Consider the following 25299-nt stretch of genomic DNA (forward strand, 5'->3'; position numbering starts at 1 on the left):
CTTTCCGCTCGACGCCGAGGAGCACCCCATGACACGCATCTCCGATTCCGGACTCTCCGTCGCCGTCGTCGGCGCCACCGGCCAGGTCGGCCGCGTCATGCGCGACATCCTGCAGGAGCGCTCGTTCCCCATCCGTGAGCTGCGCCTGTTCTCCTCGGCGCGCTCGGCGGGCACGGCCATCGACTTCGGGGGCACCGAGGTCATCGTCGAAGACGTCGACACGGCGGATGCGTCGGGCATCGACATCGCCCTGTTCTCCGCGGGGGCCACGGCCAGCCGCGCGTACGCGCCCCGCTTCGCCGAGTCCGGCGCGGTCGTCATCGACAACTCCAGCGCATGGCGGATGGACCCGGAAGTCCCGCTCGTCGTCAGCGAGGTGAACCCGGAAGCCGCCGCCGACGCGCCCAAGGGCATCATCGCCAACCCGAACTGCACCACCATGGCGGCCATGCCCGTGCTCAAGGCGTTGCACGACGAGGCGGGGCTGGAGCGCCTCATCGTCTCCACCTACCAGGCCGTGAGCGGCTCGGGCCTCGCAGGCGCCGAAGAGCTGCTCGGTCAGGTCGAAGGCGTGCTGGCCCAGGGCGACACGCTGCGCCTTGTGCACGACGGGTCGGCCGTGGACTTCCCGCAGCCGGAGAACTACGTCGCACCCATCGCCTTCGACGTGCTGCCACTGGCCGGATCGGTCGTCGATGACGGACAGAACGAGACCGACGAGGAGAAGAAGCTCCGCAACGAGAGCCGCAAGATCCTCGGCCTTCCCGACCTGCGCGTTGCGGGCACCTGCGTGCGAGTGCCCGTGTTCACCGGGCACTCGCTGTCGATCAACGCGGAGTTCGCGCGCGAGATCACCCCTGACCGCGCCCGCGAGGTGCTCGCATCCGCTCCGGGCGTGCTGCTGGAAGAGGTGCCCACTCCGCTGCAGGCGGCGGGCAAGGACCCGAGCTTCGTCGGTCGCATCCGCGCCGACCAGTCGGCTCCCGACGGCAGGGGACTGGTGCTGTTCATCAGCAACGACAACCTGCGCAAGGGCGCCGCGCTCAACGCCGTGCAGGTCGCCGAAGTCGTCGCCGCCACCCTCGCCGCAACCGTCGCCGTCACCCCGGCCGGCTGAGAGAGATCCCCGCCCGCCGATACCGGTCGTGGAAAGGCGACGCGCCCGAGCGGCCTAGACTGGTCGGGTGACAGAATCCGTCGACGTCGTCCTCATCGGTGGTGGCATCATGAGCGCCACCCTCGGCACCCTACTGCACGAACTGCAGCCGAAGTGGAAGATCACCGCCTTCGAGCGGCTGAGCGATGTCGGGCAGGAGAGCTCGAACCCTTGGAACAATGCCGGAACCGGGCACGCGGCGCTGTGCGAGCTGAACTACATGCCCGAGGGCGCCGACGGCATGCTCGATCCGGCCAAGGCTGTCTCGATCAACGAGCAGTTCCAGCAGAGCCGCCAGTTCTGGTCCTCGCTCGTGGAGCGCGGCGTGCTCGAAGAGCCCTCGACGTTTGTCAACTCCACCCCGCACATGACCTTCGTGCGCGGAGAGAAGGACGTCGACTTCCTCCGCCGTCGATACGAGGTGCTCAAGGAGCAGCCGCTGTTCGCCGGCATCGAGTACAGCGAGGACTCGCGCGTCATCAACCAGTGGGCGCCGTTGCTCATGCAGAAGCGTCGCAAGGGCGAGCCGTTCGCCGCCACGCGCGTGCCCTCCGGCACAGACGTCGACTTCGGGTCCCTCACCCACCAGCTCTTCTCGCACCTGTCCGACACGGGCACCCAGGTGCTCACCAATCACGAGGTGCACAGCCTCAAGCGGCAGAAAGACGGCACCTGGCTCGTCAAGTACCGCAACAGCCTCGGCCGCACGCCTGGCGAGATCAAGGCCCGCTTCGTGTTCGTCGGCGCCGGCGGATGGGCGCTCAAGCTGCTGCAGCGCTCCGGCATCCCCGAGATCAAGGGCTACGGCGTGTTCCCGATCGGCGGGCAGTTCCTCAAGACGACGAATCCGGCCATCGTCGCCCAGCACCAGGCCAAGGTCTACTCGCAGGCCTCCGTCGGTGCTCCGCCGATGTCGGTCCCGCACCTCGATGCCCGGATGGTCGACGGCGAGGCCTCGCTCCTGTTCGGTCCGTTCGCGACGTTCAGCCCCAAGTTCCTCAAGCAGGGCTCGATGCTCGACATCATCGGGCAGGTTCGCTCGCACAACCTGTGGCCGATGCTGCGCGTCGCCTTCGCCAACCCCGACCTCATCACCTATCTGCTCGGCGAGCTCATGAAGACGCACGCCAAGAAGGTCGACAGTCTGCGCGTGTTCATGCCGACGGCGAAGGATGACGACTGGTCGATTATCCAGGCCGGCCAGCGCGCCCAGGTGATGAAGAAGGATGCGAAGAAGGGCGGCGTGCTGCAGTTCGGCACCGAGGTGATCGCCTCGGCCGACGGCTCGATCGCGGGCCTGCTGGGCGCCTCTCCCGGCGCCTCCACCGCCGTGCCGATCATGCTCGGCCTGCTCAAGCGCTGCTTCCCCGAGCAGTACCCCGAGTGGGAGCCGACGCTGCGCGCGCTCATCCCCACGCTCGACGAGCACCTCAACGACGACCCGGCGGCGGCCGAATCGTCGATGTCGGCCACGGCCGCGACCCTCGACCTCACCGCCTGAGGTCGTCGTGGCGAAGCTGTACTTCCGCTACGGCGCGATGAACTCCGGCAAGTCCACCGGACTGCTGCAGGCCGCCTACAACTACGAGGAGCGCGGGCAGCGCGTGCTGCTCGCCAAGCCGCGGATCGACACCAAGGGCGCCACGCAGATCGAGAGCCGCCTCGGGATGACCCGCGAGGTCGATTTCCTCCTCGGCCCCGACGACGATCCGCGGGCGCTGCTTGCCGAGGCGCGGGGCGATACCGGTGCCGGCGTCGCATGCCTGCTCGTGGACGAGGCGCAGTTCCTCACCGCGGAGCAGGTCGATCAACTCTTCCGAGTCGCCGTGGACGACGACATCCCGGTGCTCGCGTACGGCATCCGCAACGACTTCCTTACGCATGCCTTTCCGGGCTCTGCCCGCCTGCTCGCGATCGCGCACACGCTCGAAGAGCTCAAGACCATCTGCCGGTGCGGACGCAAGGCGGTCTTCAACGGGCGGCGCATCGGCGACGATTTCGTGTTCGACGGCGAGCAGGTCGCCATCGACGGGGCGGGCGACGAGCTCGTCACCACCTACGAATCGCTGTGCGGGCACTGCTACCTCGAAGAATCCGGCGGGCGCCTGGGCTGAACGGCACAGGGCGCCCGATGGCGACTCAGCGCGGCGGCAGGGTCTCCAGGAGCGCGTCGAGCAGTTCTGCCGTCTGCTCCCAGCCCTCCACGGCCACCGAGGGTACGCCGAGCGCCTTGACGGGATAGTCGTTGCCGCCCTCATCGAGACGGTCGCCGTAGAAGAGCATGTCGCCGAGCGCGATGCCGGTGTGCTCGGCGAGCTCGGTCATGCCGTACGCTTTGTCGATCCCGGCGCGCGTGATGTCGATCGACGTCGACCCTCCCGAACGCACCTCGAGGTCGGGCACGAGCGGGGCCACGGCATCGCGCAGCGCGGCCCGCTTGGCGCCGTCGGGATCCCAGGCCCGCTTCGCCTCTCCGGGGGCGCGCTGGCCCAGCGCCGAGAACGTGATCTGCGAGCCGCGATCCTCCAGGATCGGGCCCCACGGCTCCGCCTCCCAGATCCCCAGCCGCCGCGCCTCCGTCTCGAGCGCATGCAGCGCCGTGGATGACTGCTCCGGCGTGAGATCGCGCGCATAGACGAGTGCGAAGTCGCTTCCGTCGTGCCGCAGGTAGCGGGTGCCGCACGTGGGCATCAGATGGAGGTGCGCGAGGGTCGCCGCATCTGTCTCGGGCAGCTGCGCGATCACCTGCGAGCGGAACTGCTCCTCGTTGCCGCCGGAGATGATCGCCACCTCCACACGCTCGGCGAGGGCGAGCAGCAGACGGGCGATGCGCGGATCGATCGTGCTCTTCGAGGGGGCGAGCGTGTCGTCGAGGTCGAACGCGACCAGGCGAGGCGGGGTCATGATGGGGCCAGTTTATCCGGGGTGGGAGGTGGCCTGGGACCGCCGACCGAATGGCTGAAGGCCGGCCCGATGGGCCGGCCTCTGGTCGGGGTGACAGGATTTGAACCTGCGGCCTCTTCGTCCCGAACGAAGCGCGCTACCAAGCTGCGCCACACCCCGTGGCAACCGTTCGAGTCTATACCGAAACGCAGTCGCCGCCGAATCGGCGGCCACACCGCGAGGGTCGCTCAGGCCGTCGGCAGCAGGGTCAGCAGCGTCGCCTCGGGGAAGCACGCGAAGCGCACCGGGGCATAGATCGAATGCCCGCAGCCGGCGCTCACGTTCAGCGGCGCGCTGTGCCCGCCGTGCGTCCACGTGCTCAGCCCTCTGGCTTGTTTGCGCGGGATGTCGCAGTTCGCCACGATCGTGCCGTAGCCGGGCAGCCGCACCTGTCCGCCGTGTGTGTGGCCGGCCAGCACCGCGTCAGCCCTCAGATCGACGAACGCGTTCAGCACCCGCTGATAGGGCGCATGCGTCACACCGAGCACCGGTGTCTCGGCTGGCCGCTCACCCAGCTCGGAGATCGCGTCGGGCAGCGCATCCAGGTCATCCCAGTCGCGGTGTGCGTCATCGACTCCGAACAGGTCGATGCGGCGCCCATCGACCTCGAGGCTCGTGGCGGTGTTGTTCAGCCCGTGCCAGCCGAGGTCGTCGGTGAAGAAGCGATCCAGCGCGTCGGTGTCCAGCCGCACCGTCTTCGGCGACGACGCCGACGGGCCCAGGAAATATCGCAGCGGGTTGCGCGGAGCCGGGGCGTACACGTCGTTCGACCCGTGCACGAACACGCCGGGCACCCCCGCGAGCGGTGCGAACGCACGCCGAACGCCTGCCAGACCCTCCGAGTGGCCGAGATTGTCGCCCGTGTTCACCACGAGATCGGGCTCGAGCTCGGCGAGGGAGGCGAGCCAGCGCTGCTTGCGGTTCTGCCACGGCGCCATATGCGCATCCGACACATGCAGGATGCGCAGCGGCCGAGCCCCTGCGGGCAAGCACTCGGCGTGCGCATGGCGCACCGTGAACAGATACCGCTCGATGCCGATGCCCCACACCGCGGCCGCCGCACCCGCGGCGGTCACGGCGCCGAATACGCCGAGCGCCGGGTGAGCCGGTCGCGGCACTACGGGCATTCCTGCTTGGAGTAGTTCAGCGTGATGGTCGTGTTCTTGCCCACGACGGCTCCGGCGGCCGGATCGGTCGAGGTGACCGATCCCGACGGTCCGCCGCTGCCGGCGGTGCACTTGCCCATCGCGACGTTGCGGAAGCCGGCGTCGTTGAGCTTGCTCAGCGCATCCGACGGACTCATTCCCGTCACCTTCGGCACCGTGGTTCCGTTGCCGGTGCTCGGCCAGATCGTCACCGTCGTTCCACTGGAGACCTGACCGGCACCCGGGTCCTGCGCGGCGATGAGGCCGGCACCCATGTCGCTGTCGACCGGGGCGCCCACGGTCACGCCGAACCCGGCGTCGTCGAGGGTGGCGATGGCCTGATCCTGCGTCATGCCGACGACGTTGGGCAGGTCGATGAGCACCCGGCGGGTGAGCGTGCTCGATGGCGTCGGGAAGTCGTCGCCGCCCTGGGTCACCGCGTTGGCGACGCTCTGGATCGCCTGGGCGAACCCGAATCGGATGTCCGGGATGTTCCTGCCGTTGGCGTAGAAGTCGAAGATGTCGACGTCGCCCTGGACCTGACCGACCCACACGGCCGTCGTCGCACGGGTGCTCGACTCGATGAGCATCGTCTGCGTGGTGTTGTGCGTACCCGTCTTGCCGATGAGCGGCGTGCCGTCGTACGGGTTGCCTCGCGAGCCCGTCCCGCCGTCCATCACACCCTGCAGCGCGTAGGCGGCCGCGGCCGCCACATCAGGATCGATCACCTGCGTGCACGAAGTGGCGGGCAGCGTCAGATCGGTCCCATCAGGGCCGACGATGCGATCGATCGCGTGCGGCGTGCAGTAGACGCCCTTGTTCGCGACGGTCGCGTAGGCCGCGGCCATGGCGATGGGAGCGATCGCCTTGGAGCCCAGCACATCGAACGGCACGTTCTGATCGGTGACCTTCTCACCGGTTCCGAGGGTCACGCCCATCCGGTCGGCGACGCGGTTGATGTCGCAGACGTTCAGCTTCTCGGCCATGGCGAGGAAGCCGCTGTTGAGCGAGTCGCGCGTGAACTGCATGATCGTGCCCGTGTAGCCGGGGTTGCCGGCATCGTTGCGGATGATCTCGCTCGTGTTCCAGATCGGCGAGCCGTCGCAGTTCATCTTCGTGAACAGCCTGTTGCGCCCGTTGAGCACTTCGTTCACCGAGTGGCCCTTCTCGAGCCAGTCGATCAGGGTGAAGATCTTGTACGTCGATCCCACACTGAAACCGATGGACGAGCCGTGATCGGCATCGGCGGCGTAGACCTGTGACGAGTAGCCCGGAGGCGAGCCCTCCTCCTCGCTGAACATCGTGTTCTGCGCGATCGAGAGGATGCGCCCGGTCTCGGGCTGGATGGTGGTGGCCGCGGCACCGAAGACCAGTCCTTCGGCCGTCGGCGGCGTGTACTCCGCGACCGCGGCGAGCGTGCCGTCCTGGATGTCGAAGTTCAGCGACGTGTAGACGTCCATGCCGCCGCGCAGCAGGTTCTCCCGGCGCTCGTCCTCCGTGGCGCCGAAGGCCGGGTCGTTCTCGAGCGTCGACTTCACGTACTGGCAGAAGTACGCGTATCCGCCGGCGGCCACGCATCCGGAGCTCGGCGGCTGGATCGCCGGGGTGATCGGCTCGGCGACCGCGGCGTCGTGCTGCTCTTGCGTGATCTTGCCGTCGATGAGGAGGCGGTTGAGCACATAGTTGCGGCGCGTGAGCGTCTCGGAGTAGCCGTCTTCAGCGGAGTTGTACCAGGAGTCCGTCTCTGCGTCGTACATCGACCCTTCGGGCTGGTCGATGCGATACGAGTTCGGGTTCTGCACCATGCCGGTCAGCGTCGCCGCCTGCGTCAGCGAGAGGTTGGCCGCCGACACGCTGAAGTAGCGCTGCGCGGCCGCTTCGATGCCGTAGGTCGTGCCGCCGAAGTTCACCAGGTTCAGGTACCCGATGAGGATGTCGTCCTTCGAGTAGACCTTCTCGATCTGGATCGCGTACCGCATCTCCTGCAGCTTGCGCTCGATGCCCTTCGCGCCGTCGGAGGACGCGGCGTCCTCCCAGCACTTGTCGAGCTTCTCGGAGCGCTTCTCGTCGGTAAGGCTGACCTTGCGCTCGCACTCCTGCAGGAGCACGTTCTTCACGTACTGCTGGCTGATCGAGGATGCGCCGCGCGATGACTTGCCGGTCAGGTTGTCGAGAAGCGCCTTCGCGGTGCCGGCGAGATCGATACCGCCGTGCTCGTAGAAGTGCTTGTCCTCACTGGAGAGCAGTGCATCGCGCATCACCGGTGCGACCTGCTCGAGGGTCACCGGGATACGGTTCTGGTCGTAGAACCGCGCCAGGGGGAAGGGGCTGCCGTCACGGGCCGTGGCGTAGATCGTCGTCGGCTCCATGGGCCGGTCAGGCTCGAGCTTGGAGGGGAGCTTGTCGAACAGGTCGATGGACTGCGCGGCGGCGGCGCCCGCGACGGCGAACACGGGGGTCACGGTCGCGGTCACGAGGATCCCGGCGACGACGCTGAGGCCGATGAGGCCGGCGGCTCCGCCGAGCACACTCTTGAGCGTGCGTTTCGTGTGAGGCATACGCTAGATGCTAGGGGAATTCCCTGAGTGCCATCTTCGACGCGCGCATCCGCGCGCGTGGGCCGTCCGTCCATATCGTCGGGAGAATCATGACCACCTGGGAGTATCTGACCACTCCGCTGCTGATCCACAACACCGCAGCCATCCTGAACAACTGGGGCAAGCAGGGCTGGGAGCTCGTGCAGGTGATCACCGGGCCCGAAGGGGGCCTGGTCGCCTATTTCAAGCGTCCGGTGACCGACGCGGGCTCGGCGAACGCCGGTCTCGCCGCTGCCGCTGAGGCCGCGCGCCAGTTCGAGGAGGGGGCGGCATGAGCGTCGCGGAACGTCTGGCCGAGCTCGGCATCGATCTGCCCGCCGTCGCGGCGCCCGTGGCCGCCTATGTGCCCGCGCGTGTGCACGGCGGGCTCGTGCACACGTCCGGCCAGCTCCCGTTCGCCGGCGGCACCCTGCCCGCCACGGGGAAAGTCGGCGCCGAGGTCACGGCCGACGACGCGAAAGCCTATGCGCGCGCCTGCGCATTGAACGCGCTCGCGGCGGCGGCGGATGCGGCGGGCGGCGTCGACCGCCTCGCCGGCGTTCTGCGCGTGGGCGGCTTCGTCGCATCCGATCCCGCCTTCACGGGCCAGCCGGGCGTCATCAACGGCGCGAGCGAGGTGCTGGGCGAGATCTTCGGAGATGCCGGACGCCACGTGCGCGCCGCCGTCGGTGTGAGCGTGCTCCCGCTCGACAGCCCGGTCGAGGTCGAGGTGAGCTTCCTCCTGGCGTAGCGCGTTTCATCCGCCGCCAGTGTGCGGCTCATCGCCGAGTGCACGGCCTCCCGACGTAGGAAAGCCGTGCACTCGGCGATTTCCCGTGCGCTCGCGTGAGCGCACGGGGCGGGTGGCCTCAGCGCACCTGGGCGGAGATGACGCTCATCACGGCCGTGTCGGCGAGGGTCGTCGTGTCGCCGACCTCGCGGCCCTCGGCGACATCGCGCAGCAGGCGGCGCATGATCTTGCCGGAGCGGGTCTTGGGCAGCTCGCCCACGATGTACACGTCGCGGGGGCGGGCGATCGGGCCGATCTGCTCGCCCACCCAGCCGCGCAGCTGCGCGGCCAGGCCCTCGGGGGAGTGCTCGGAGAGGTAACTCTCCTTGATGATGACGAAGGCGACGACGGCCTGCCCGGTCGTGTCGTCGGATGCCCCCACGACGGCGGCCTCGGCGGTGGCCTCGTGCGCGACGAGCGACGATTCGATCTCGGCGGTCGACAGACGGTGACCCGAGACGTTCATCACGTCGTCGACGCGGCCGAGCAGCCACAGGTCGCCGTCGGTGTCGAGGCGGGCGCCGTCACCGGCGAAGTAGTAGCCCTGGGCGGCGAACTTGTCCCAGTACGTCTCCTTGAACCGCTCCGGGTCGCCCCAGATGCCGCGCAGCATGCTCGGCCACGGCTCGGTGATCACGAGCAGGCCGCCGGCGCCGTTGCCCACTTCTTGACCGCCTTCGTCGACGACGTCGATCGAGATGCCCGGCAGCGGAACCTGCGCGGAGCCCGGCTTGGCCGCTGTGACGCCGGGCAGCGGCGAGACCATGATCGCCCCGGTCTCGGTCTGCCACCAGGTGTCGACGATCGGGGTGGTCCCGGCGCCGATCACGTCGCGGTACCACATCCATGCCTCGGGGTTGATGGGCTCGCCCACCGACCCGAGCACGCGCAGGCTCGACAGATCGTACTTCTTCGGGATGCTGCGGCCGATCTTCATGAACGAGCGGATCGCGGTGGGCGCCGTGTAGAAGATCGTCACGCCGTACTTCTGGATGATCTCCCACCAGCGGCCCTGGTGCGGGGCGTCGGGCGTGCCCTCGTAGAGCACCTGGGTCGCGCCGTTGGCGAGCGGGCCGTAGGTGACGTACGAGTGCCCGGTGACCCATCCGATATCGGCGGTGCACCAGAAGACGTCGCTCTCGGCGTGCAGGTCGAACACGTTCTTGTGCGTGTACGCCACCTGCGTGAGATACCCGCCCGAGGTGTGCAGGATGCCCTTGGGCTTTCCCGTGGTGCCGGAGGTGTACAGGATGTACAGCGGGTTCTCCGCGGGGAACGCCTGCGCCTCGTGCTCGGCCGGGGCGGCGGGGACCACGTCGTGGTACCACAGGTCGCGGCCCTCGACCCAGTCGACCTCGTTCTCGCCGCGCCGCACGACGATCACGTGCTCGACCGTGGCCTGCTCGCCGTCGCCGCGGTCGCTCAGCGCCTGATCGACGGCGGGCTTGAGTGCGGAGACCTTGCCCTTGCGATAGCCGCCGTCGGCCGTGATGACGACCTTCGCGCCCGCATCGTCGATGCGCGAGCGGAGACTGTCGGCGCTGAATCCGCCGAAGACGACGGAGTGGATCGCTCCCAGACGCGCCACGGCGAGCATCGAGGCCACGGCCTCCGGGATCATCGGCAGGTAGATGGCGACACGGTCGCCGTGGCCGACTCCCAGGCCCGCCAGCACGTTGGCGAGGCGCTTGACCTCATCGGTCAGCTCCGCATAGGTGATGCGCCGCTCATCGCCCGGCTCGCCCTCCCACAGCAGGGCGACGCGGTCGCCGTTGCCGGCTTCCACATGGCGGTCGAGGCAGTTGTAGGCGACGTTCAGCTCGCCATCGGCGAACCACTTCGCGAACGGGGGCGTGCTCCAGTCGAGGGTCTCGGTGAACGGCGTGTGCCAGTGCAGCAGCTCACGCGCCTGGTCGGCCCAGAACGCCTCGCGGTCGGCAGCGGCGCGCTCGTACAGCTCGGGCTTCGCGACGGCCTGCGCGGCGAACTCGGGGGACGGCGGGAACTGCCGGGACTCCTCGAGGAGGTGATCGATCTGGCTGCTCATACGAGGAAGCGCTCCTTTGCGACTGGCGGTGCATCGTCGAACGGGTGACGACAGGGCGAATGTAATCCCCGGTTCGTTTCGACAGTACCGCCTAAAGTCGGTAGTCACGACAATCGCCGCCCCGACGCCGCTGTGCGGGGTTCTCCTGCACAGGCGACCGATTCGACGAGTTCTCCACCATCCGTGGCGGAAGGCCCACGGGCACGGTGCCGGACTTCTAGCGTCGCCGTATGCCCGAGCCCTTCGTCATCGTCCCCCGCACGGCGTCGCCTGCCGACGAGCGTCGTCGCGGGTTCGCGGTCGACGTCGATGCGGTGTTCGGCGAGCTCGCGCCACACTGCGCCGATGAGCGCGTGACCGACCTCTTCGTGAACGGCGCCACCGGGCTGTTCGTCGACCGGGGCGCCGGCGTCGAGCGCGTGGCCGGCTGGTCGGCCTCTGAGCGCGAAGTGCGCGATCTGGCCGTGCGACTGGTCGCCCGAGGCGGGCGTCACCTCGACGACCAGTCGCCCTGCGTCGACGTGCGGCTCGGGTCGGGCATCCGCGTGCACGCCGTGCTCGCCCCGGTCGCCACCGAAGGCACCGCGCTGTCGGTGCGCATCCCTCGGGTGCGGGCCGCTGACCTCGACGACCTCTGCGCGCTGGGGGCCCTGAACCGCGTGCAACGCGTCTGGCTGGAGGGCATCGTGGCGGCGAGGGAGAATCTGCTCATCACCGGGGGCACAGGCACCGGCAAGACGACGATGCTGGCCGCGATGCTCGCCCACGTCGCGTCCACCGAGCGCATCGTCACGATCGAAGACGTCGCCGAGCTGCGCCCGCGGCATCCGCACTATGTCGCACTGGAGGCGCGACAGGCGAACCTCGAGGGCGCAGGCGGGATCACCGTGTCGCGCCTCGTGCGCGAATCGCTGCGGATGCGGCCCGACCGGCTCGTGGTGGGCGAGTGCCGCGGCGAGGAAGTGCGCGATCTGCTCACTGCGCTGAACACCGGCCACGACGGGGGAGCGGGCACGCTGCACGCGAGCGGGCTGGCGGAGGTACCCGCGCGGATGGAGGCGCTGGGCGCCCTGGCGGGCATGGATCCACCGGCGCTGGCCCGTCAGGTCGTGAGCGCGTTCGCGCACGTGCTGCATCTCGAACGTGAGGCGTCGGGAGCGCGACGGCTGGTCAGCGCGGGCCGTTTCGTCCTGCGCGGGGAGCGGCTGTCGATCGAGGAGGTGCGGCCATGGTGATGCGGACGATGGCGAAGCGCCGAGTGCTGAGGCGGAAATCGGGGGAGGAGGCGATGCCGATCGAGGCCGTGCGCACGCTCGCCGTGCTGCTGCAGGCCGGGGCGACGCCCGTGGCGGCGTGGCGGCACCTCGCCGAGACGGGCGAGTCCGCAGCGGCGGCCGTGAGCACGGGGCTCGAGCGCGGCCGATCGCTGACCGAGGCGATCCGTGCCCGGGGCGGCGCGTGGCGGGAGGTCGCGCAGGCGTGGGCGATCGCCGCGACGGTGGGCGCCCCTCTCGCCGAGGCGCTGCGCGTCATCGCCGACGCCCTCGATGACGCGTCGGCCACCTCCGACGAGGTGCGCGTCGCGCTCGCCGAGCCCGCGGGCACCGCCCGGCTCATGCAGTGGCTGCCGCTGGTCGGTCTCCTGCTCGGTGCCGGACTCGGTTTCGACACGCTCACCGTGCTCTTCACCACGGGCGCCGGGATCGGCTGCCTCATCGCCGGAGCCCTGCTCATCGTGCTCTCCCGCGTGTGGACGGCCGCGCTCGTGCGGCGTGCGACGCCGCCGCCGGGAATCCCCGGGTTCCATGCCGAACTTCTCGCCGTCGCGCTGTCGGGCGGAACCTCGATCCCGCGGGCGCTCGCCCTCGTCGAGGAGGAGACCGAGGCTGACCCCAGGGCGTCGCAGAGCATCCGTCGCGTGCTGCAGCTGTCATCGTCGGCCGGCGTTCCCGCCGTGGAGCTGCTGCGGGCCGATGCGGCGCGCGAGCGCCGGGAGGCGCGCGTGCAGGGGCGGCTCGGCGCCGCCCGCCTGTCGGCGCGCCTGCTGTTGCCGCTCGGCGCGTGCACGCTGCCCGCGTTCCTGCTGCTGGGCGTCGCCCCGCTCATCCTCAGCGTGCTCGCCACCACACCGCTGCCGTTCCTGACCTGATCCACCCGCACAAAGACCACAGAGAAAGGAGAGAGAAGATGAACCCGCTTCTCACCACCCCCGTCCGCCCGTTGCCGCGCGCCCACCGCGCCGCGCCGCCCTCCCTGCCGCCGTTGACGCGGCACCGGGCGGCGGCGCTGTTCGGCGATGACACCGGGGCCGCCACCGCCGAGTACGCCGTCGCCACGATGGGCGCCGTCGCCTTCGCCGGGCTGCTGGTGGTCATCATGCGCTCGGACGAGGTGCGCGGCATCCTCACCGACCTCGTCCGCCGGGCGCTGACGGTGTCGTGAGCGCGCGCATCCACCTACCCCGCGAAGGGGAGCGCGGATCGGCGGCCGCCGAGCTTGCGATCGCCCTCCCCGTGGTCGTGCTCATCCTCCTGCTCGGCTTCGGTGCGGTCGGTGCCGGGATGAAGCAGGTGGCGCTGCAGGATGCCGCGGCCGATGCGGCGCGCCTGCTCGGCCGCGGGGAGGATCCGGGGGCCGCCGCAGCGGCCGTCGCCCGCGCCGACAGCGCCGCGCAGATGGACGTGTCGCACGCTGACGGACTGGTGTGCGTCGTCGCCTCGGGCGAGGCGGGGTTCGCGGGAGCGGCGGTGCTGCCGCTGCGGGCCTCGTCGTGCGCGCTGGACGGCGGGCGCTGATGGCCGGCACAGCAGCTGCGCTTGGAGCGGCGACCGCCGCGGCCGCTCTCGCGTTCGGTGCGGCGCTGCTCGGCGGTGCGGCCACGGTGTCGCAACGGGTGGCCGGGGCGGCGGATGCGGCGGCGCTCGCCGCGGCCGACGTCGCCTCGGGCGCCGTGCCGTCCGCCGCCGACGCCTGCACGGTCGCGGCGCGGGTCGCGCGGGCGGCCGGAGCGCGTCTCGACGACTGCGCTGTGGATGAACAGGTGGCGGTCGTGCAGGTCTCGGCGGCGTACGCTGGAACTCACGCCGTCGCTCGTTCCCGCGCTGCACCACCCGAATCCGCAGCAGACGACGGCTCACCGCGCTGAGAAGACCCCAGAAGCGCGGTGTGTATGGTGTGCTTCGAAGAAAGGACGCACCCGTGGCGCAAGGCAAGAAGCTCGTCATCGTCGAGTCTCCGACGAAGATGCGGTCCATCCAGGGCTACCTCGGCGACGACTACGAGGTGCTCAGCTCGGTCGGTCACATCCGAGACCTGGCCGACAAGAAGGACATCCCCGCCGAGGACAAGAAGGCGTACGGCAAGTACTCGATCGACGTCGAGAACGGTTTCGACCCCTACTACGTGGTCAGCGATCGCAAGACCAAGACCGTCGCCGAGCTCAAGCGCGCGCTCAAGTCCGCCGACGAACTCCTGCTCGCCACCGATGAAGACCGCGAGGGAGAGGCGATCGCCTGGCACCTGCTGGAGACCCTCAAGCCCAAGGTTCCCGTCAAGCGCATGGTGTTCCACGAGATCACCAAGGATGCGATCCGCGCCGCCGTCGACAAGACCCGCGACCTCGACCTCGCGCTCGTCGACGCGCAGGAGACCCGCCGCATCCTGGACCGCCTCTACGGCTGGGATGTCTCTCCCGTGCTCTGGTACAAGGTCAAGTCGGGGCTCTCCGCCGGCCGCGTGCAGTCCGCAGCGACCCGGATGATCGTCGACCGCGAACGCGAGCGGATGGCGTTCGTCTCGGCCGAGTACTGGGACGTCGAGGCCCGCGCGGCCAAGGGCGAGAACGGCGGATTCCAGGTGCGCCTCGTGCGCCTGGACGGCGGGCAGATCGCCCGCGGATCCGACTTCGACGAAGACGGCAAGCTCAAGAAGGCCGTCGTCGTGCTCGACGAGGCGAAGGCGCAGGCCCTGTCGGAGGCGATCGATGCCGCGGCGGCAGGAACCGTGTCGAAGGTCGAGGCCAAGCCCGGCACGCGCAGCCCGTACGCCCCGTTCACGACCTCGACGCTGCAGCAGGAGGCGGGGCGCAAGCTTTCCATGACGGCCAAACAGGCGATGAGCGTCGCCCAGCGGCTGTACGAGAAGGGCTACATCACCTATATGCGCACCGACTCGACGGCGCTGAGCACCCAGGCGGTGCAGGCGGCGCGAGCGCAGGCGGTGGCCCTCTACGGCGATGCCGCGGTGCCCCTCAAGCCCCGCGTCTACAAGAGCAAGAGCAAGAACGCGCAGGAGGCGCACGAGGCGATCCGTCCCTCGGGCGAGACCTTCCGCACGCCCTCGTCGTTGTCGAGCCAGCTCGACCGCGAGGAGCAGCGCCTGTACGACCTCATCTGGAAGCGCACGGTCGCCAGCCAGATGGCGGATGCGAAGTACGAGACGACGACGGTCACGGTCACCGTCGACGCGAACGGGCAGGCCGCAGAGTTCACCGCCTCGGGCACCGTGTACACGTTCAAGGGCTTCCTTGAGGCGTACGAGGAAGGTCGCGACGAGCGCCGGTCCGACAAGGACGCCGCCGAGAGCCAGTCGCTGCCGGTCGTCGCCGTGGGCGATGCGCTGGTCGTCTCCGACTCGGAGGCCAAGCCGCACCGCACCACCCCGAAGCCGCGCTATACCGAGGCTTCGCTGGTCAAGGCGCTGGAAGAGCACGGCATAGGCCGCCCTTCGACGTTCGCAAGCATCATCGGCACGGTCATCGACCGCGGTTACGCGACCAAGCGCGGGCAGGCGCTCGTGCCCACCTGGCTGGCTTTCAGCGTGGTGCGGCTGCTCGAGCAGCACTTCGCCGACCTCATCGACTACGACTTCACCGCGGCGCTGGAAGACGATCTGGATGCCATCGCCCGCGGCGAGCAGAAGCGCGTGGAGTGGCTGCGCTCGTTCTACTACGGCTCGGATCGTCACGTGGGGCTGCGTCAGGTCGTCGACAACCTCGGCGAGATCGACGCGCGTGCCCTGAACGCGACGCGTATCACTGACACCGCCACCCTGCGCTTCGGCAAGTACGGCCCGTATCTCGAGATCGCCGACCCTGCGAACCCCGAGGCCAAGCCGCGCATCGTGAACGTTCCCGAGGACCTCGCGCCCGACGAGCTCACCGCCGAGAAGGCGCAGGAGCTCATCGACGCCCCTGTGGCCGGGGATCGGGTGCTGGGGGAGAATCCCGAGAACGGGCGGAGCATCGTCGTCAAGGACGGCCGGTTCGGACCCTACGTGCAGGAGAATCTGCCGGCCGATCCCGACGAGGCCGAGCCGCTCGTCGACGCGGCGACGGGTGAGGTCATCGACGCGCCGGCGAAGAAGAAGACCAAGAAGGATGCCGCCCCCAAGCCGCGCACCGCGTCGCTTTTCCGCTCGATGTCGGTCGACACGATCGATCTCGACACGGCGCTGCGGTTGCTGAGCCTGCCGCGCGTCGTGGGTGCGGATCCCGAGTCGGGCGAGGAGATCACCGCGCAGAACGGCCGCTTCGGCCCGTACTTGAAGAAGGGCGCCGACTCGCGCTCGCTGGAGGGCGAGCAGCAGATCTTCGACATCACTCTCGACGAGGCGCTGGAGATCTACGCACGGCCCAAGTACGGCGCAGGATCTCGTCGCGCGGCCAGCGCGCTGGCAGAATTCGAGGCCGACCCCGTGAGCGGCAAGCCCATTCGCGTGCGCGACGGCCGGTTCGGTCCGTACGTCACCGACGGCGAGACGAATGTGACCATCCCGCGCGGCCAGAAGCCGGAGGACGTCACCTTCGAGATCGCCGTGCAGATGCTCGCCGACAAGCGCGCGAAGGGTCCGGCGCCCAAGCGCGGCGCGAAGAAGGCTCCCGCCAAGAAGCCGGCAGCCAAGAAGACCTCGGCGAAGAAGCCCGCCGCCAAGAAGGCGCCGGCGAAGAAGACCGAGTCGTGACCGACGGCCTGTGGATCACGCTCGAAGGCGGAGACGGCTCGGGCAAGACCACGCAGGCCGCCCTGCTCGAGGCGTGGCTGTCCGCGCAGGGACGCACCGTGCTGCGCACGCGCGAGCCCGGTGGATCCGAGGTGGGTGCGCTCATCCGCGACATCGTGCTGCATCACCGCGGCGACATCGCCCCGCGCGCGGAAGCGCTGCTGTACGCCGCCGACCGCGCGCACCACGTCGCCACCGTCGTGCGCCCCGCGCTGGAGCGCGGCGACGTCGTGCTGCAGGACCGCTACCTCGACTCCTCGGTCGCCTATCAGGGGGCGGGCCGGGTGCTCGACGCCGACGAGGTGCGCGACCTGTCGCTGTGGGGGGCCGAAGGCGCGCTGCCCGACCTCACCGTGCTGCTCGATCTCGACCCGGCCGCGGCACGCCGGCGCTTGGACGCCGCCGACAAGCCGTTCGACCGCCTCGAAGCGGAGCGCGAGGAGTTCCACGGGCGCGTGCGCGCCGCGTACCTCTCGCTCGCCGATGCCGAGCCCGATCGCTTTCTCGTGCTGGATGCCGACGACGCTCCGGAGCGCATCGCCGAGGCGGTTCGGGCGCGGGTCGAGCCGCTCCTGCACCCTCGCTGACGGCGATAGCCGCGGGCGACGACCGGGCCGTGTCAGCGGCGCCGGTTAGGCTGAGTGCATGACCGCCGCGGATGCCCCGACCATGTCGCCCGCGGCGCCCGATCACCCCGACGATGCCTTTCCATGGACCGACGTCTGGGGGCAGAACGATGCGGTCCGCACGCTGCGCGCGGCGGCGGCCGATCCGGCATCCCTCTCGCACGCCTGGCTCATCACCGGGCCGCCCGGATCGGGCCGATCCACCCTCGCCTACGCGTTCGCCGCGGCGCTCGTCGCCGAAGGTCCTGACGATGAGCACGCGATGCGACAGGTCATGGCGGGCACGCATCCCGACGTCACGGCGCTGCGCACCGACAAGGTCATCATCACGATCGCCGAGGCGCGCGCACTGGTCGAGCGCTCCTATTTCTCGCCCTCGTCGGGTCGGTACCGTGTGATCGTCGTGGAGGATGCGGATCGCATGGTCGAGCGCACGTCCAACGTTCTGCTCAAGGCGCTCGAGGAGCCGCCGGAGAAGACGGTGTGGATACTCTGCGCCCCCAGCGATGCTGATCTGCTGCCCACCATCCGCTCCCGCGTGCGCACGTTGCGGCTGCGCGAGCCCGACGTCGATGACGTCGCCGCGCTCATCGTGCATCGAACGGGGACCGATGCCTCCGTCGCCGAACAGGCGGCCAGACACGCGCAGCGGCACATCGGCATGGCGCAGCGGCTCGCGACCGATCCGGCTGCGCGCAGCCGACGAGAGCAGATGCTGCGCGCCGTGCTCGGCGCCAGGGGAGTCGGTGACGCGGTGGAGGTCGCCGGACGCATCGTGCAGGCCGCCACCGACGACGCCAAGGCGCTGACCGCAGAGCGCGATGCCGCCGAGCGCGCGACGCTCCTGCGCACCGTGGGCATTGCCGAGGGCGCGCCGGTGCCGCAGGCGTTGCGCGGACAGATCTCGGTGCTGGAAGACGAGCAGAAGAAGCGCGCCACGCGCAGTCTGCGCGACGGCATCGACCGCGTGCTCACCGACCTGCAGTCGATGTTTCGCGACGTCGTCATGCTGCAGTTCGGGCGGCGTGACGGCCTCATCAACCGCGAGCTCGGCGACGACCTCGCGGCGCTCGCCGACGCCTGGCCGCCCGCGCGTACGCTTGTCGTGCTCGATCATCTGGCAGAGACCCGCGACGCCTTGGAGCGCAACGTGGCCCCGCTGCTCGCCCTGGAGAGTCTGCTCATCACCGTCACCAGCGGGAGGAAGCCGTGAACACATCCTCGACCCGGCGCGCACGCCGTCTCCTCGGCGCCGTCGCGGGGCTCGCCGTGTCGGTGCTGACGCTGTCGGGCTGTCTGTACTCGATGATCCCCGTTGCGAGCACGCCGCGCCCTGACCGCACCAACGCACCCGACACGAGCGGAGTCTCGGAAGACCTGCTGCCGTTCTATTCGCAGACGCTGACGTGGGGCGCCTGCGGCAGTGGGATGGAGTGCACCACCGTCACCGCGCCGTTGGACTGGAACGATCCGGGCTTCGGCGAGATGAAACTGGCCGTGGTGCGCCATTCTGCGACCTCCACGCCCAAGGGTTCGCTGCTCATCAACCCCGGCGGCCCCGGCGGAAGCGGGGTGGAGTTCGTACGCGACAGCCTCGACTACGCCGTCGGCCCCGACCTCATCGACAACTACGACGTCGTCGGCTTCGACCCGCGCGGGGTCGGGGAGTCCACGGCCGTGACCTGCCTTGGGCCCGAGCAGATGGACGACTACCTGTACACGCTCTCGGACGCCGAGCGAGGCAGCGACGAGTGGAAGGCGCAGCTCACAGACGCCAACGCGCGGTTCGCGCAGGCGTGCGACGAGAACAGCCAGGGCATCCTGCCGTACATCACCACCGTGAACTCGGCCCGCGACATGGATCTGCTGCGCGCGGTGCTCGGCGACAGCGAGCTCAACTACCTGGGGTACTCGTACGGCACCTTCCTCGGCGCCACCTATGCCGACCTGTACCCCGAGCGCGTCGGCCACCTCGTGCTCGACGGCGCCCTTGATCCCTCGGTCTCCGGGCTCGAGGTGGGTACGACGCAGGCGCTCGGATTCGAGTCGGCCCTGCGCGCCTACATGCAGGACTGCCTCGACACGAAGGGCTGTCCGTTCGCAGGCACGGTGGACGACGGGATGGCCGACCTCGCCGCCCTGCTCGCCAGCGTGGATCGCGTGCCGCTGCAGAACGGCGACGGGCGGATGCTCGGGGCGGATGCGCTGATGACGGCGATCATCGCGGCGCTGTATTCGACCGACAGCTGGTCGTACCTCACGCAAGCGCTCGAAGCGACGCTGCAGGGCGACCCCAGCACGGCGTTCTTCCTCGCCGACTTCTACAACGGCCGCGACGACAACGGCACCTATCTCGACAACTCCACCGAGGCGTTCCGCGCGTACAACTGCATGGACTATCCGCTGGAGAACGATGAGGCGGCCCAGCAGGCGGCCGATGCGACCATCGCCCAGGGGGCGCCGACGATCGCGCCGTACTGGAGCGGGCCGGATCCGTGCGAGGTATGGCCGTATCCGGCGACGGGTTCGCGCGGCGAGATCCACGCGACCGGGTCGGGCCCGATCCTCGTGGTTGGCACGACGAACGATCCGGCCACTCCGTACGACTGGTCGGTGGCGCTGGCCGAGCAGCTCGACGAGGGCGTGCTCATCACGCGCGTCGGCGAGGGGCACACCGGTTACAACAAGGGCAACACGTGCGTCGACAAGGCCGTGGAGGCGTACTTCCTCGACGACGTCGTGCCCGACGCCGAGGTGCGCTGCGGATAGGAAAAGCGGCTCAGAAGAGCCGGTCGGGAGGGGGGATCTGCTCCCCGTCCTCTGCGGGGGCGACGCGGATCCGCTCGGCGATCGGCGCTGAGGCCGACACCGCCGCATCGATGAGGGCACCGCGCGCATTCGGCACGGTGAGCCACTCCTCGGCGAAGCCGGGGTTGATCAGCAGCGGGATCCGGTCATGGATGTGCGCGAGGTGTCCGGGAGCGGGCTGCATGACGATGCTGTAGCAGGTGTAGTCGACCCCGTCGGCGGTGCGGCCGGGTCTGGTCACTGCGGCCAGGCCCAGAAGCGCGTCGTCGGGCGCGTCGAAGCGGTGCCACACCCGTGAAGGCTTGGCCATCTCGCGCCAGTACGAGACCGGGACGATAGCGCGCTGCGGGAGGGCGCCTTTGGTGCCGGCGAGCCGCTCGGAGCGGGTATTGATCGATGCGAAGGAGGCCGGCGCGCCGCCCACGAGGTATCCCCACCAGGCGAACTTCAGAGTCGAGGGGTCCGTGATGAGCGGATTGAGATTGCGCAGGTTCTTGCCCGTCGGTCGCAGGATCTCGCCCGCACTGTCCTTCGCCCAGGCCCGCAGGCCGTCGAGCACCGCCGTGTCGACGGCATCGCGGAAGTCGCGGTCGTCGAACCGCGGATCCAGCCCATAGCTCGCGCAGATCAGCTGCTCCTCATTTCGGATGCCGCCAGCTTACGTCCGGTCGACGATGCTCCGCGATGGCGAAACCCCCGGAATCTCACGGATTTCCGGGGGTCTGACGGAGCCGCCTAAGGGAATCGAACCCTTGACCTATTCATTACGAGTGAATCGCTCTGCCGTCTGAGCTAAGGCGGCGTGCACGGCGAACCGCACGGTGAACGATCTTACCCTGTCTGCGGGGGTGCTGCGAATCGCTTCGGCGTACGCTCAGAGCATGAGCCGAGCACTTCTCATCGTCGACGTGCAGAACGACTTCACGGAAGGCGGTGCCCTCGCCGTGTCCGGAGGTGATGCGGTCGCGGAAGGCGTCACGGCCTTCCTCGCCGCGCACGCCGCGGGCTACGACGTCATCGTCGCCTCGCGCGACTGGCACGATGCGGAGGGTGACAACGGCGGGCACTTCGCCGAGAGTCCCGACTTCGTCGACACCTGGCCCGTGCACTGCGTGGCGGGCACCGGCGGAGCCGACTATGACCCGCTGCTGCGCACCGACGCCATCACCCACCACGTCCGCAAGGGGCAGGGCGTGCCGGCGTACTCAATGTTCGAGGGCGCAGCGGATGACGGATCGAGCGTCGCCGACATCCTGTCGTCCGCCGGCGTGCTCTTCGCCGACGTCGTCGGCATCGCCACCGATCACTGCGTGCGTGCCTCGGGGCTCGACGCCATCGCGCACGGCGTGCATGTGCGCATCCTCACCGATCTCGTCGCCGGCGTGGGGGAGGAGTCATCCCACGCGGCGCTGGCCGAACTCGCGCACGCGGGGGCGGAACTCATCGAGAGCGCGGCGGTGTGAGCGCCGTCGAACGCTGCGTCCTGTTTCTTCGGGCGGTCAATGTGAGCGGTCGCAACCGCGTGCCGATGGCAGAGCTGCGCGCGCTGATCACCGAGCGTCTCGGGATCGCCGACGTGACGACGTACATCGCGAGCGGCAACGTCATCGTTCCCGAGCCCGACGATCCTGCCGCGCTGTGCTCGAAGGTGAGGGCTCTCATCTCCGAGGCGTTCGACGTCGATACGCCGGTGATCCTGCGCACGCGGACCGAGCTCGTGGCGATGCTCGAGGGCAACCCGTTCCCGGATGCCGCCGCGGACAAGCTCCTGCACGTGATGTTCCTCGAGGGCGAGGCGCAGCCCGGGGCCGTCGAGGCGCTGACGGATCGGCTTGTCGAGGGCGAACGGATCGCCCTTCTCGGGCGGGAGCTCTGGATCGATTACCCCGCGCAGGGCGTGCACGCCACCAAGCTCACCCGCGCCGTGCTCGATCGTGCGCTGGGCGTCGAGGGCACGGCGCGCAACATCCGCACCGTGCGCACCCTGGTCGACCTCACGGCATGACGTCGAGCTGAGTCTCGCGGCTCATCGCCCGCGGTGGCATGCCGGAGGGTGCCTGCGCATCCACGCGCCGCGCCGCGCATCCGATGCAGTGCACGTACACGACGACGCCCTCGGATGTGGGATGCCGGGACTCGGTCGTCCAGGCGTGCTCGTGCGTGCGCGGCGCGGTGGGTGCAAGGGGGATCGGGAGCGTGACGGGTGCGGTCATGACTCTACGATGATGTAATGGCCTTATGCATCTCAACCCTTACGGTGAGTATGCGGTGCTCATGGCTGCATCGCTCGCGAACGACTGGCCGCAGACGCGGAGCGGCATCGAGCAGCGCACCCGCGAGTTCGGCATGACCATGGCCTTCCGCGACGCGCCGGACGATCACCTGCGCGTGCGCGCCGTGGTCGATGAGTGGCTTCGCATCGTCGACGCCGATGACCACGCCGAGCGTGCGCGACTGCTGAACCGGATGATGGCGGAGTCGGCCGCGCATCCCTACCTCACCGATCATGACGGCGAGGGCTGGCACCTGCACTACCGCGAGCCCGACGACGCCCTGCCGCTCGTACTGCGCGCGGTGATCTCGGTCGGCACCTCCCTGCACCTCGTCGGGCGGGGGATGCACAGGCTCGGGCGGTGCGCCGCGGATCCGTGCACGAACGTCGTGGTCGACGTCACCCGCAACGGCCGCCAGCGCTACTGCTCGGTGCGATGCGCCAACCGGGACGGGGTGCGGCGGCACCGTGCTCGGGCATCGACTCCGAGCTGACAGGGATCAAGCGGCGCGCCGCTTGCGCGCCAGTCTCGCGGACTCCCGCGCATTCACGGCAGCGAAGAACCGGTTCTTCTTCGTGTTCTGGAAGGCGGCGCACCGCCACTGGTCCGACTCTCTGACGAAGACGAACGTCTGCGCCTTGTCGTGCGCGATGTGCCTGCCCTTGCCGATGCCGCCCTCGGTCACGACGACCACGACATCGTCGCTGAGGGGAGTCGCCGACAGGATGCGCATCGACATGCGACTGCCGCGCTGCCATGTCGAGAACAGCGGGATGTGATCCTCCTCGATCCGAGCGCGACCGGTCGAGACGGTGCCGATGAAGATCACGTAGCTCGCGTCGTCCGTGAACTCGGCGGCGTAGGCGGCGGCGTCGCCCGCATCCCACGCGAGGCGCATCCGCTCCAGAGTCTCGATGACACCGGTGGGGACGGTGGTGTTCTGGTCGATGGCGATCTCGGTCATGATGACTCCCTTGATAGTGCAAGTTGCAATAAATAAATAATGCAAAATGCATCAATAGGTGTCAAGACGTAGACTCGGCCTGTGAGCGAGAAGGGTGCACGCGTCGGCCGCGTCGAGCGGGATCTGCCCGCACTCACCGTGCTCGCGCTGCTCACGCAGGGGCCCCGCCATCCGTACGACATCCATCGCTTCGTGGTCGAGACCCGCAAAGATTTCGTCGCCGGTGTGCCGCGCAGCATCTACCACGCGGTCCAGAAGCTGCACGCGGCCCATCTGATCGAAGAGGTCGGCTCGGAGCAGGAGGGCGGTCGTCCGGAGCGCACGGTGTTCGCGCTCACCGAGGCCGGTCGATCCGAGCTTCGCCGCCGCGTGACGCTGCTGCTGTCCGTGCCACAGCCCGATCGCACGGTCACGATCGCGGGGCTGTCGTTCCTCGCCGTGCTGAGCCGCGACGAGGCGCTCCTCGCGCTGCGTGCCCGCATCGCCGCGCTCGCGGCGGATATCGCCGTGAAAAGCGCCGATATCGCCACCACTGGGCATCTGCCGCCCCTTCTGGTGGTCGAGGCGGAGTACGAGCGGGATCAGCTGCAGGCCGAGCACGCCTGGATGGATGCCCTGCGGACCCGCCTCGAGGAGGGCGATCTCCCGTGGTTGTCTGATCCTCCGCCTGTCATCCCCTGACAGGACTCGCCATCGAACACGGCTGCGTGCGATGCTGCGGTGGAGTCAACGGAGCGCTGCGGGAACCGCGCGTTCCGCAGCGTTTCATGGCTCGACGATAACGTCGACCGCTGACAACGGGTGGGCCCCGAGGGGCTCGAACCCTCGACCCGCGGATTAACATCCCACTTCGGCTTTCGCCGCCGCCTCAGGGCGTTCGTGGGCTGGACTGTCCCTTCACCATGGCTTGCGCTGTAGGTGCCACCCGTCCAGTCTCTACACCTTCCGGACGCACGTCCGGCTTGGCTCGGGATTGCCATCTGGTCTCCCAGGAAGGGTTCCCCGACTTTGAGTGGTGTCATCCCCAGGGTTTCCCCCGAGGCGCTCCTATTTTCTGTTGAAGTCCGATGCTCTGCCAACTGAGCTAGAGGCCCGTGTCTCCAGTCTATGGCCCCGCGCTGAGTGCCGTGTTGCATTGTGGCGCGTACCCTGAGTCGGTGCCCGAATCGTTCAAGCGTCCCGTCCGTCGACCCACGGAGTCGTTCGACAGCCTCGTCGGCGGCACGGATCCGGCCGATCAGGCGCGGGCCGCGCACCGTACGGCCTCGGCACTGCTGGCGCGCGTACGGGCCGATGAGAGCGGAATGAGCGCCGAGCGGCTGATCGCCTACACGCGCGAGCACGGCATCGACGAGATCGCCGAACTGTGGGCGGCGGCTCCGGCGCACTCGCTGCCCGGCGCGCTGTGGCGGCTGTACGTGCTGCAGGCGGCGATCCACGCCGACCCGTCGACGGCGGCGTTCCTGCACGAGCGCGGCCGGGTGGAGCTTCCCACGGCGGACGCCCTGGTCGCCGGCGCCCCGGTGCCTGCGAGCCCCGACGAGATCGTCTCGCTCATCGACACGATCCTGCACGGTGCCTTCCGCGGCGACTTCTCCGTCGCGCTCGAGCGCGCGGCGGCCTTCTGCCGTGTGCAGGCGTCGGGCGCGACGCACATCGCCGACGATTACGAGCCCACCGAGCCGGTGCGGGGCAGCGAGCTGACGACCCGTGCCCTGCGACTCAGCGGTTACGCCGACGACCTGGCGGCCTCGGCGGCCGCCTGGCGGCGCGGGATGCTGGACTGAGGTCCGCACCGCACCAAGAAAGAGTAAGACCGGGCCGCAAGAACGCCTCTCGGCGGAAGGCCGCTCGCAGCGGCAAAATTTGGAGCCCGGGGTTATGCGGCCCGGCCGATCAAGTGTAACGCGTCGCTCCCGGTGGTATCCCCGAAAGGTGCGAACGGGGGATGCGCGGTCGGCACCCTAAGCT

At 69.3% G+C, this 25299-nt stretch carries 26 protein-coding genes and 2 tRNA genes; 19 read left to right on the top strand and 9 right to left on the bottom strand.

Annotation, left to right across the window (positions count from 1 at the left end; genetic code table 11):
- Window positions 1-28: 28 nt before the first annotated feature.
- From BKA02_RS09060 to BKA02_RS09070, 3 genes are all read left to right on the top strand, one after another.
- Window positions 29-1117 (top strand): aspartate-semialdehyde dehydrogenase, encoded by a 1089-nt coding sequence (locus BKA02_RS09060; protein WP_179433298.1) that lies wholly within the window; start codon window positions 29-31, stop codon window positions 1115-1117.
- A gap of 67 nt (window positions 1118-1184) precedes the next feature.
- Window positions 1185-2657 carry a malate:quinone oxidoreductase gene (locus tag BKA02_RS09065; RefSeq protein WP_179433300.1) on the top strand — a complete coding sequence of 491 codons (1473 nt, stop codon included), beginning with the start codon at window positions 1185-1187 and terminating at the stop codon, window positions 2655-2657.
- 7 nt (window positions 2658-2664) lie between these two features.
- Window positions 2665-3270 carry a thymidine kinase gene (locus tag BKA02_RS09070; protein ID WP_179433302.1) on the top strand — a complete coding sequence of 202 codons (606 nt, stop codon included), beginning with the start codon at window positions 2665-2667 and terminating at the stop codon, window positions 3268-3270.
- A gap of 25 nt (window positions 3271-3295) precedes the next feature.
- Here the strand turns inward: BKA02_RS09070 and BKA02_RS09075 are convergent, their stop codons facing one another.
- The 4 genes from BKA02_RS09075 to BKA02_RS09090 all read right to left on the bottom strand — a co-directional run bounded on the left by BKA02_RS09075 (window position 3296) and on the right by BKA02_RS09090 (window position 7802).
- The gene (locus BKA02_RS09075) at window positions 3296-4060 is read right to left on the bottom strand and encodes an HAD-IIB family hydrolase (protein WP_179433304.1); all 765 of its coding nucleotides are present in this window, start codon (window positions 4058-4060) and stop codon (window positions 3296-3298) included.
- Window positions 4061-4142: 82 nt separating this feature from the next.
- Window positions 4143-4219 (bottom strand) — tRNA-Pro (locus BKA02_RS09080).
- Window positions 4220-4287: 68 nt separating this feature from the next.
- Window positions 4288-5226 carry a metallophosphoesterase gene (locus BKA02_RS09085; protein ID WP_179433306.1) on the bottom strand — a complete coding sequence of 313 codons (939 nt, stop codon included), beginning with the start codon at window positions 5224-5226 and terminating at the stop codon, window positions 4288-4290.
- A complete protein-coding gene (locus BKA02_RS09090; protein WP_179433308.1) occupies window positions 5217-7802 on the bottom strand; it encodes a transglycosylase domain-containing protein in 2586 nt (861 codons plus the stop codon). Before BKA02_RS09090 ends, BKA02_RS09085 begins: the two co-directional genes overlap by 10 nt.
- 89 nt (window positions 7803-7891) lie before the next feature.
- Between BKA02_RS09090 and sp36 the strand changes: the two genes are divergently transcribed.
- Window positions 7892-8116 (top strand): Sp36 family protein, encoded by a 225-nt coding sequence (gene sp36, locus BKA02_RS09095; RefSeq protein ID WP_179433310.1) that lies wholly within the window; start codon window positions 7892-7894, stop codon window positions 8114-8116.
- Window positions 8113-8571 carry a RidA family protein gene (locus BKA02_RS09100; protein WP_179433312.1) on the top strand — a complete coding sequence of 153 codons (459 nt, stop codon included), beginning with the start codon at window positions 8113-8115 and terminating at the stop codon, window positions 8569-8571. Before sp36 ends, BKA02_RS09100 begins: the two co-directional genes overlap by 4 nt.
- Before the next feature lie 118 nt (window positions 8572-8689).
- On the opposite strand, the gene acs is transcribed toward BKA02_RS09100, so the two are convergent.
- Complete coding sequence (gene acs, locus BKA02_RS09105) at window positions 8690-10657, bottom strand: acetate--CoA ligase (RefSeq protein WP_179433314.1); 1968 nt, start codon at window positions 10655-10657, stop codon at window positions 8690-8692.
- Window positions 10658-10887: 230 nt separating this feature from the next.
- Here acs and BKA02_RS09110 point away from each other — a divergent pair, with 230 nt between their 5' ends.
- The 9 genes from BKA02_RS09110 (at window position 10888) to BKA02_RS09150 (ending at window position 20052) form a co-directional block, all read left to right on the top strand.
- Window positions 10888-11892: a TadA family conjugal transfer-associated ATPase gene (locus BKA02_RS09110; protein WP_179433316.1), complete on the top strand. Its 1005-nt coding sequence runs from the start codon at window positions 10888-10890 to the stop codon at window positions 11890-11892.
- Window positions 11886-12806, top strand: a complete 921-nt coding sequence (locus BKA02_RS09115) for a type II secretion system F family protein (protein WP_179433318.1) — start codon at window positions 11886-11888, stop codon at window positions 12804-12806. The genes BKA02_RS09110 and BKA02_RS09115 overlap by 7 nt, the downstream gene beginning before the upstream one ends.
- A 38-nt stretch (window positions 12807-12844) precedes the next feature.
- Complete coding sequence (locus tag BKA02_RS09120; protein WP_179433320.1) at window positions 12845-13099, top strand: DUF4244 domain-containing protein; 255 nt, start codon at window positions 12845-12847, stop codon at window positions 13097-13099.
- The gene (locus tag BKA02_RS09125; protein WP_179433322.1) at window positions 13096-13452 is read left to right on the top strand and encodes a TadE family type IV pilus minor pilin; all 357 of its coding nucleotides are present in this window, start codon (window positions 13096-13098) and stop codon (window positions 13450-13452) included. Before BKA02_RS09120 ends, BKA02_RS09125 begins: the two co-directional genes overlap by 4 nt.
- Window positions 13452-13802 (top strand): helicase, encoded by a 351-nt coding sequence (locus BKA02_RS09130; RefSeq protein WP_179433324.1) that lies wholly within the window; start codon window positions 13452-13454, stop codon window positions 13800-13802. Before BKA02_RS09125 ends, BKA02_RS09130 begins: the two co-directional genes overlap by 1 nt.
- 53 nt (window positions 13803-13855) lie before the next feature.
- Entirely contained in the window at window positions 13856-16618 is a 2763-nt protein-coding gene (topA, locus tag BKA02_RS09135) for a type I DNA topoisomerase (protein ID WP_179433326.1), read from the top strand.
- Window positions 16615-17244, top strand: coding sequence for a dTMP kinase (gene tmk, locus BKA02_RS09140; protein ID WP_179433328.1), 630 nt, complete (start codon window positions 16615-16617; stop codon window positions 17242-17244). Before topA ends, tmk begins: the two co-directional genes overlap by 4 nt.
- 82 nt (window positions 17245-17326) lie before the next feature.
- The gene (locus BKA02_RS09145) at window positions 17327-18496 is read left to right on the top strand and encodes a DNA polymerase III subunit delta' (RefSeq protein ID WP_246286270.1); all 1170 of its coding nucleotides are present in this window, start codon (window positions 17327-17329) and stop codon (window positions 18494-18496) included.
- A complete protein-coding gene (locus BKA02_RS09150; protein ID WP_343045384.1) occupies window positions 18493-20052 on the top strand; it encodes an alpha/beta hydrolase in 1560 nt (519 codons plus the stop codon). Before BKA02_RS09145 ends, BKA02_RS09150 begins: the two co-directional genes overlap by 4 nt.
- Window positions 20053-20062: 10 nt before the next feature.
- Here BKA02_RS09150 and BKA02_RS09155 read toward each other — a convergent pair whose 3' ends face one another.
- Together BKA02_RS09155 and BKA02_RS09160 are read right to left on the bottom strand one after the other, a co-directional pair.
- Window positions 20063-20650 carry an SOS response-associated peptidase family protein gene (locus BKA02_RS09155; protein WP_343045385.1) on the bottom strand — a complete coding sequence of 196 codons (588 nt, stop codon included), beginning with the start codon at window positions 20648-20650 and terminating at the stop codon, window positions 20063-20065.
- 170 nt (window positions 20651-20820) lie between these two features.
- Window positions 20821-20893, bottom strand: a tRNA-Thr gene (locus tag BKA02_RS09160).
- A gap of 79 nt (window positions 20894-20972) precedes the next feature.
- Between BKA02_RS09160 and BKA02_RS09165 the strand changes: the two genes are divergently transcribed.
- The gene (locus BKA02_RS09165; protein WP_179433332.1) at window positions 20973-21554 is read left to right on the top strand and encodes an isochorismatase family protein; all 582 of its coding nucleotides are present in this window, start codon (window positions 20973-20975) and stop codon (window positions 21552-21554) included.
- Window positions 21551-22096 carry a DUF1697 domain-containing protein gene (locus BKA02_RS09170; RefSeq protein WP_179433334.1) on the top strand — a complete coding sequence of 182 codons (546 nt, stop codon included), beginning with the start codon at window positions 21551-21553 and terminating at the stop codon, window positions 22094-22096. The genes BKA02_RS09165 and BKA02_RS09170 overlap by 4 nt, the downstream gene beginning before the upstream one ends.
- Here the strand turns inward: BKA02_RS09170 and BKA02_RS09175 are convergent.
- A complete protein-coding gene (locus tag BKA02_RS09175; protein WP_179433336.1) occupies window positions 22086-22304 on the bottom strand; it encodes a hypothetical protein in 219 nt (72 codons plus the stop codon). The two genes, BKA02_RS09170 and BKA02_RS09175, sit on opposite strands and share 11 nt — an antisense overlap.
- A 25-nt stretch (window positions 22305-22329) precedes the next feature.
- On the opposite strand from BKA02_RS09175, the gene BKA02_RS09180 reads away from it, so the two are divergent.
- Window positions 22330-22857, top strand: coding sequence for a CGNR zinc finger domain-containing protein (locus tag BKA02_RS09180; protein ID WP_179433338.1), 528 nt, complete (start codon window positions 22330-22332; stop codon window positions 22855-22857).
- 6 nt (window positions 22858-22863) lie between these two features.
- Here BKA02_RS09180 and BKA02_RS09185 read toward each other — a convergent pair whose 3' ends face one another.
- Complete coding sequence (locus BKA02_RS09185; RefSeq protein ID WP_179433340.1) at window positions 22864-23328, bottom strand: SgcJ/EcaC family oxidoreductase; 465 nt, start codon at window positions 23326-23328, stop codon at window positions 22864-22866.
- An 81-nt stretch (window positions 23329-23409) separates the two neighbouring features.
- Here BKA02_RS09185 and BKA02_RS09190 point away from each other — a divergent pair, with 81 nt between their 5' ends.
- Window positions 23410-24009, top strand: a complete 600-nt coding sequence (locus tag BKA02_RS09190) for a helix-turn-helix transcriptional regulator (protein ID WP_179433342.1) — start codon at window positions 23410-23412, stop codon at window positions 24007-24009.
- 476 nt (window positions 24010-24485) lie between these two features.
- A complete protein-coding gene (locus tag BKA02_RS09195) occupies window positions 24486-25115 on the top strand; it encodes a DNA-directed RNA polymerase subunit beta (protein ID WP_179433344.1) in 630 nt (209 codons plus the stop codon).
- The last annotated feature ends 184 nt before the right edge of the window (window positions 25116-25299 follow it).

This window comes from Microbacterium pseudoresistens (assembly GCF_013409745.1).
Lineage (GTDB): Bacteria > Actinomycetota > Actinomycetes > Actinomycetales > Microbacteriaceae > Microbacterium > Microbacterium pseudoresistens.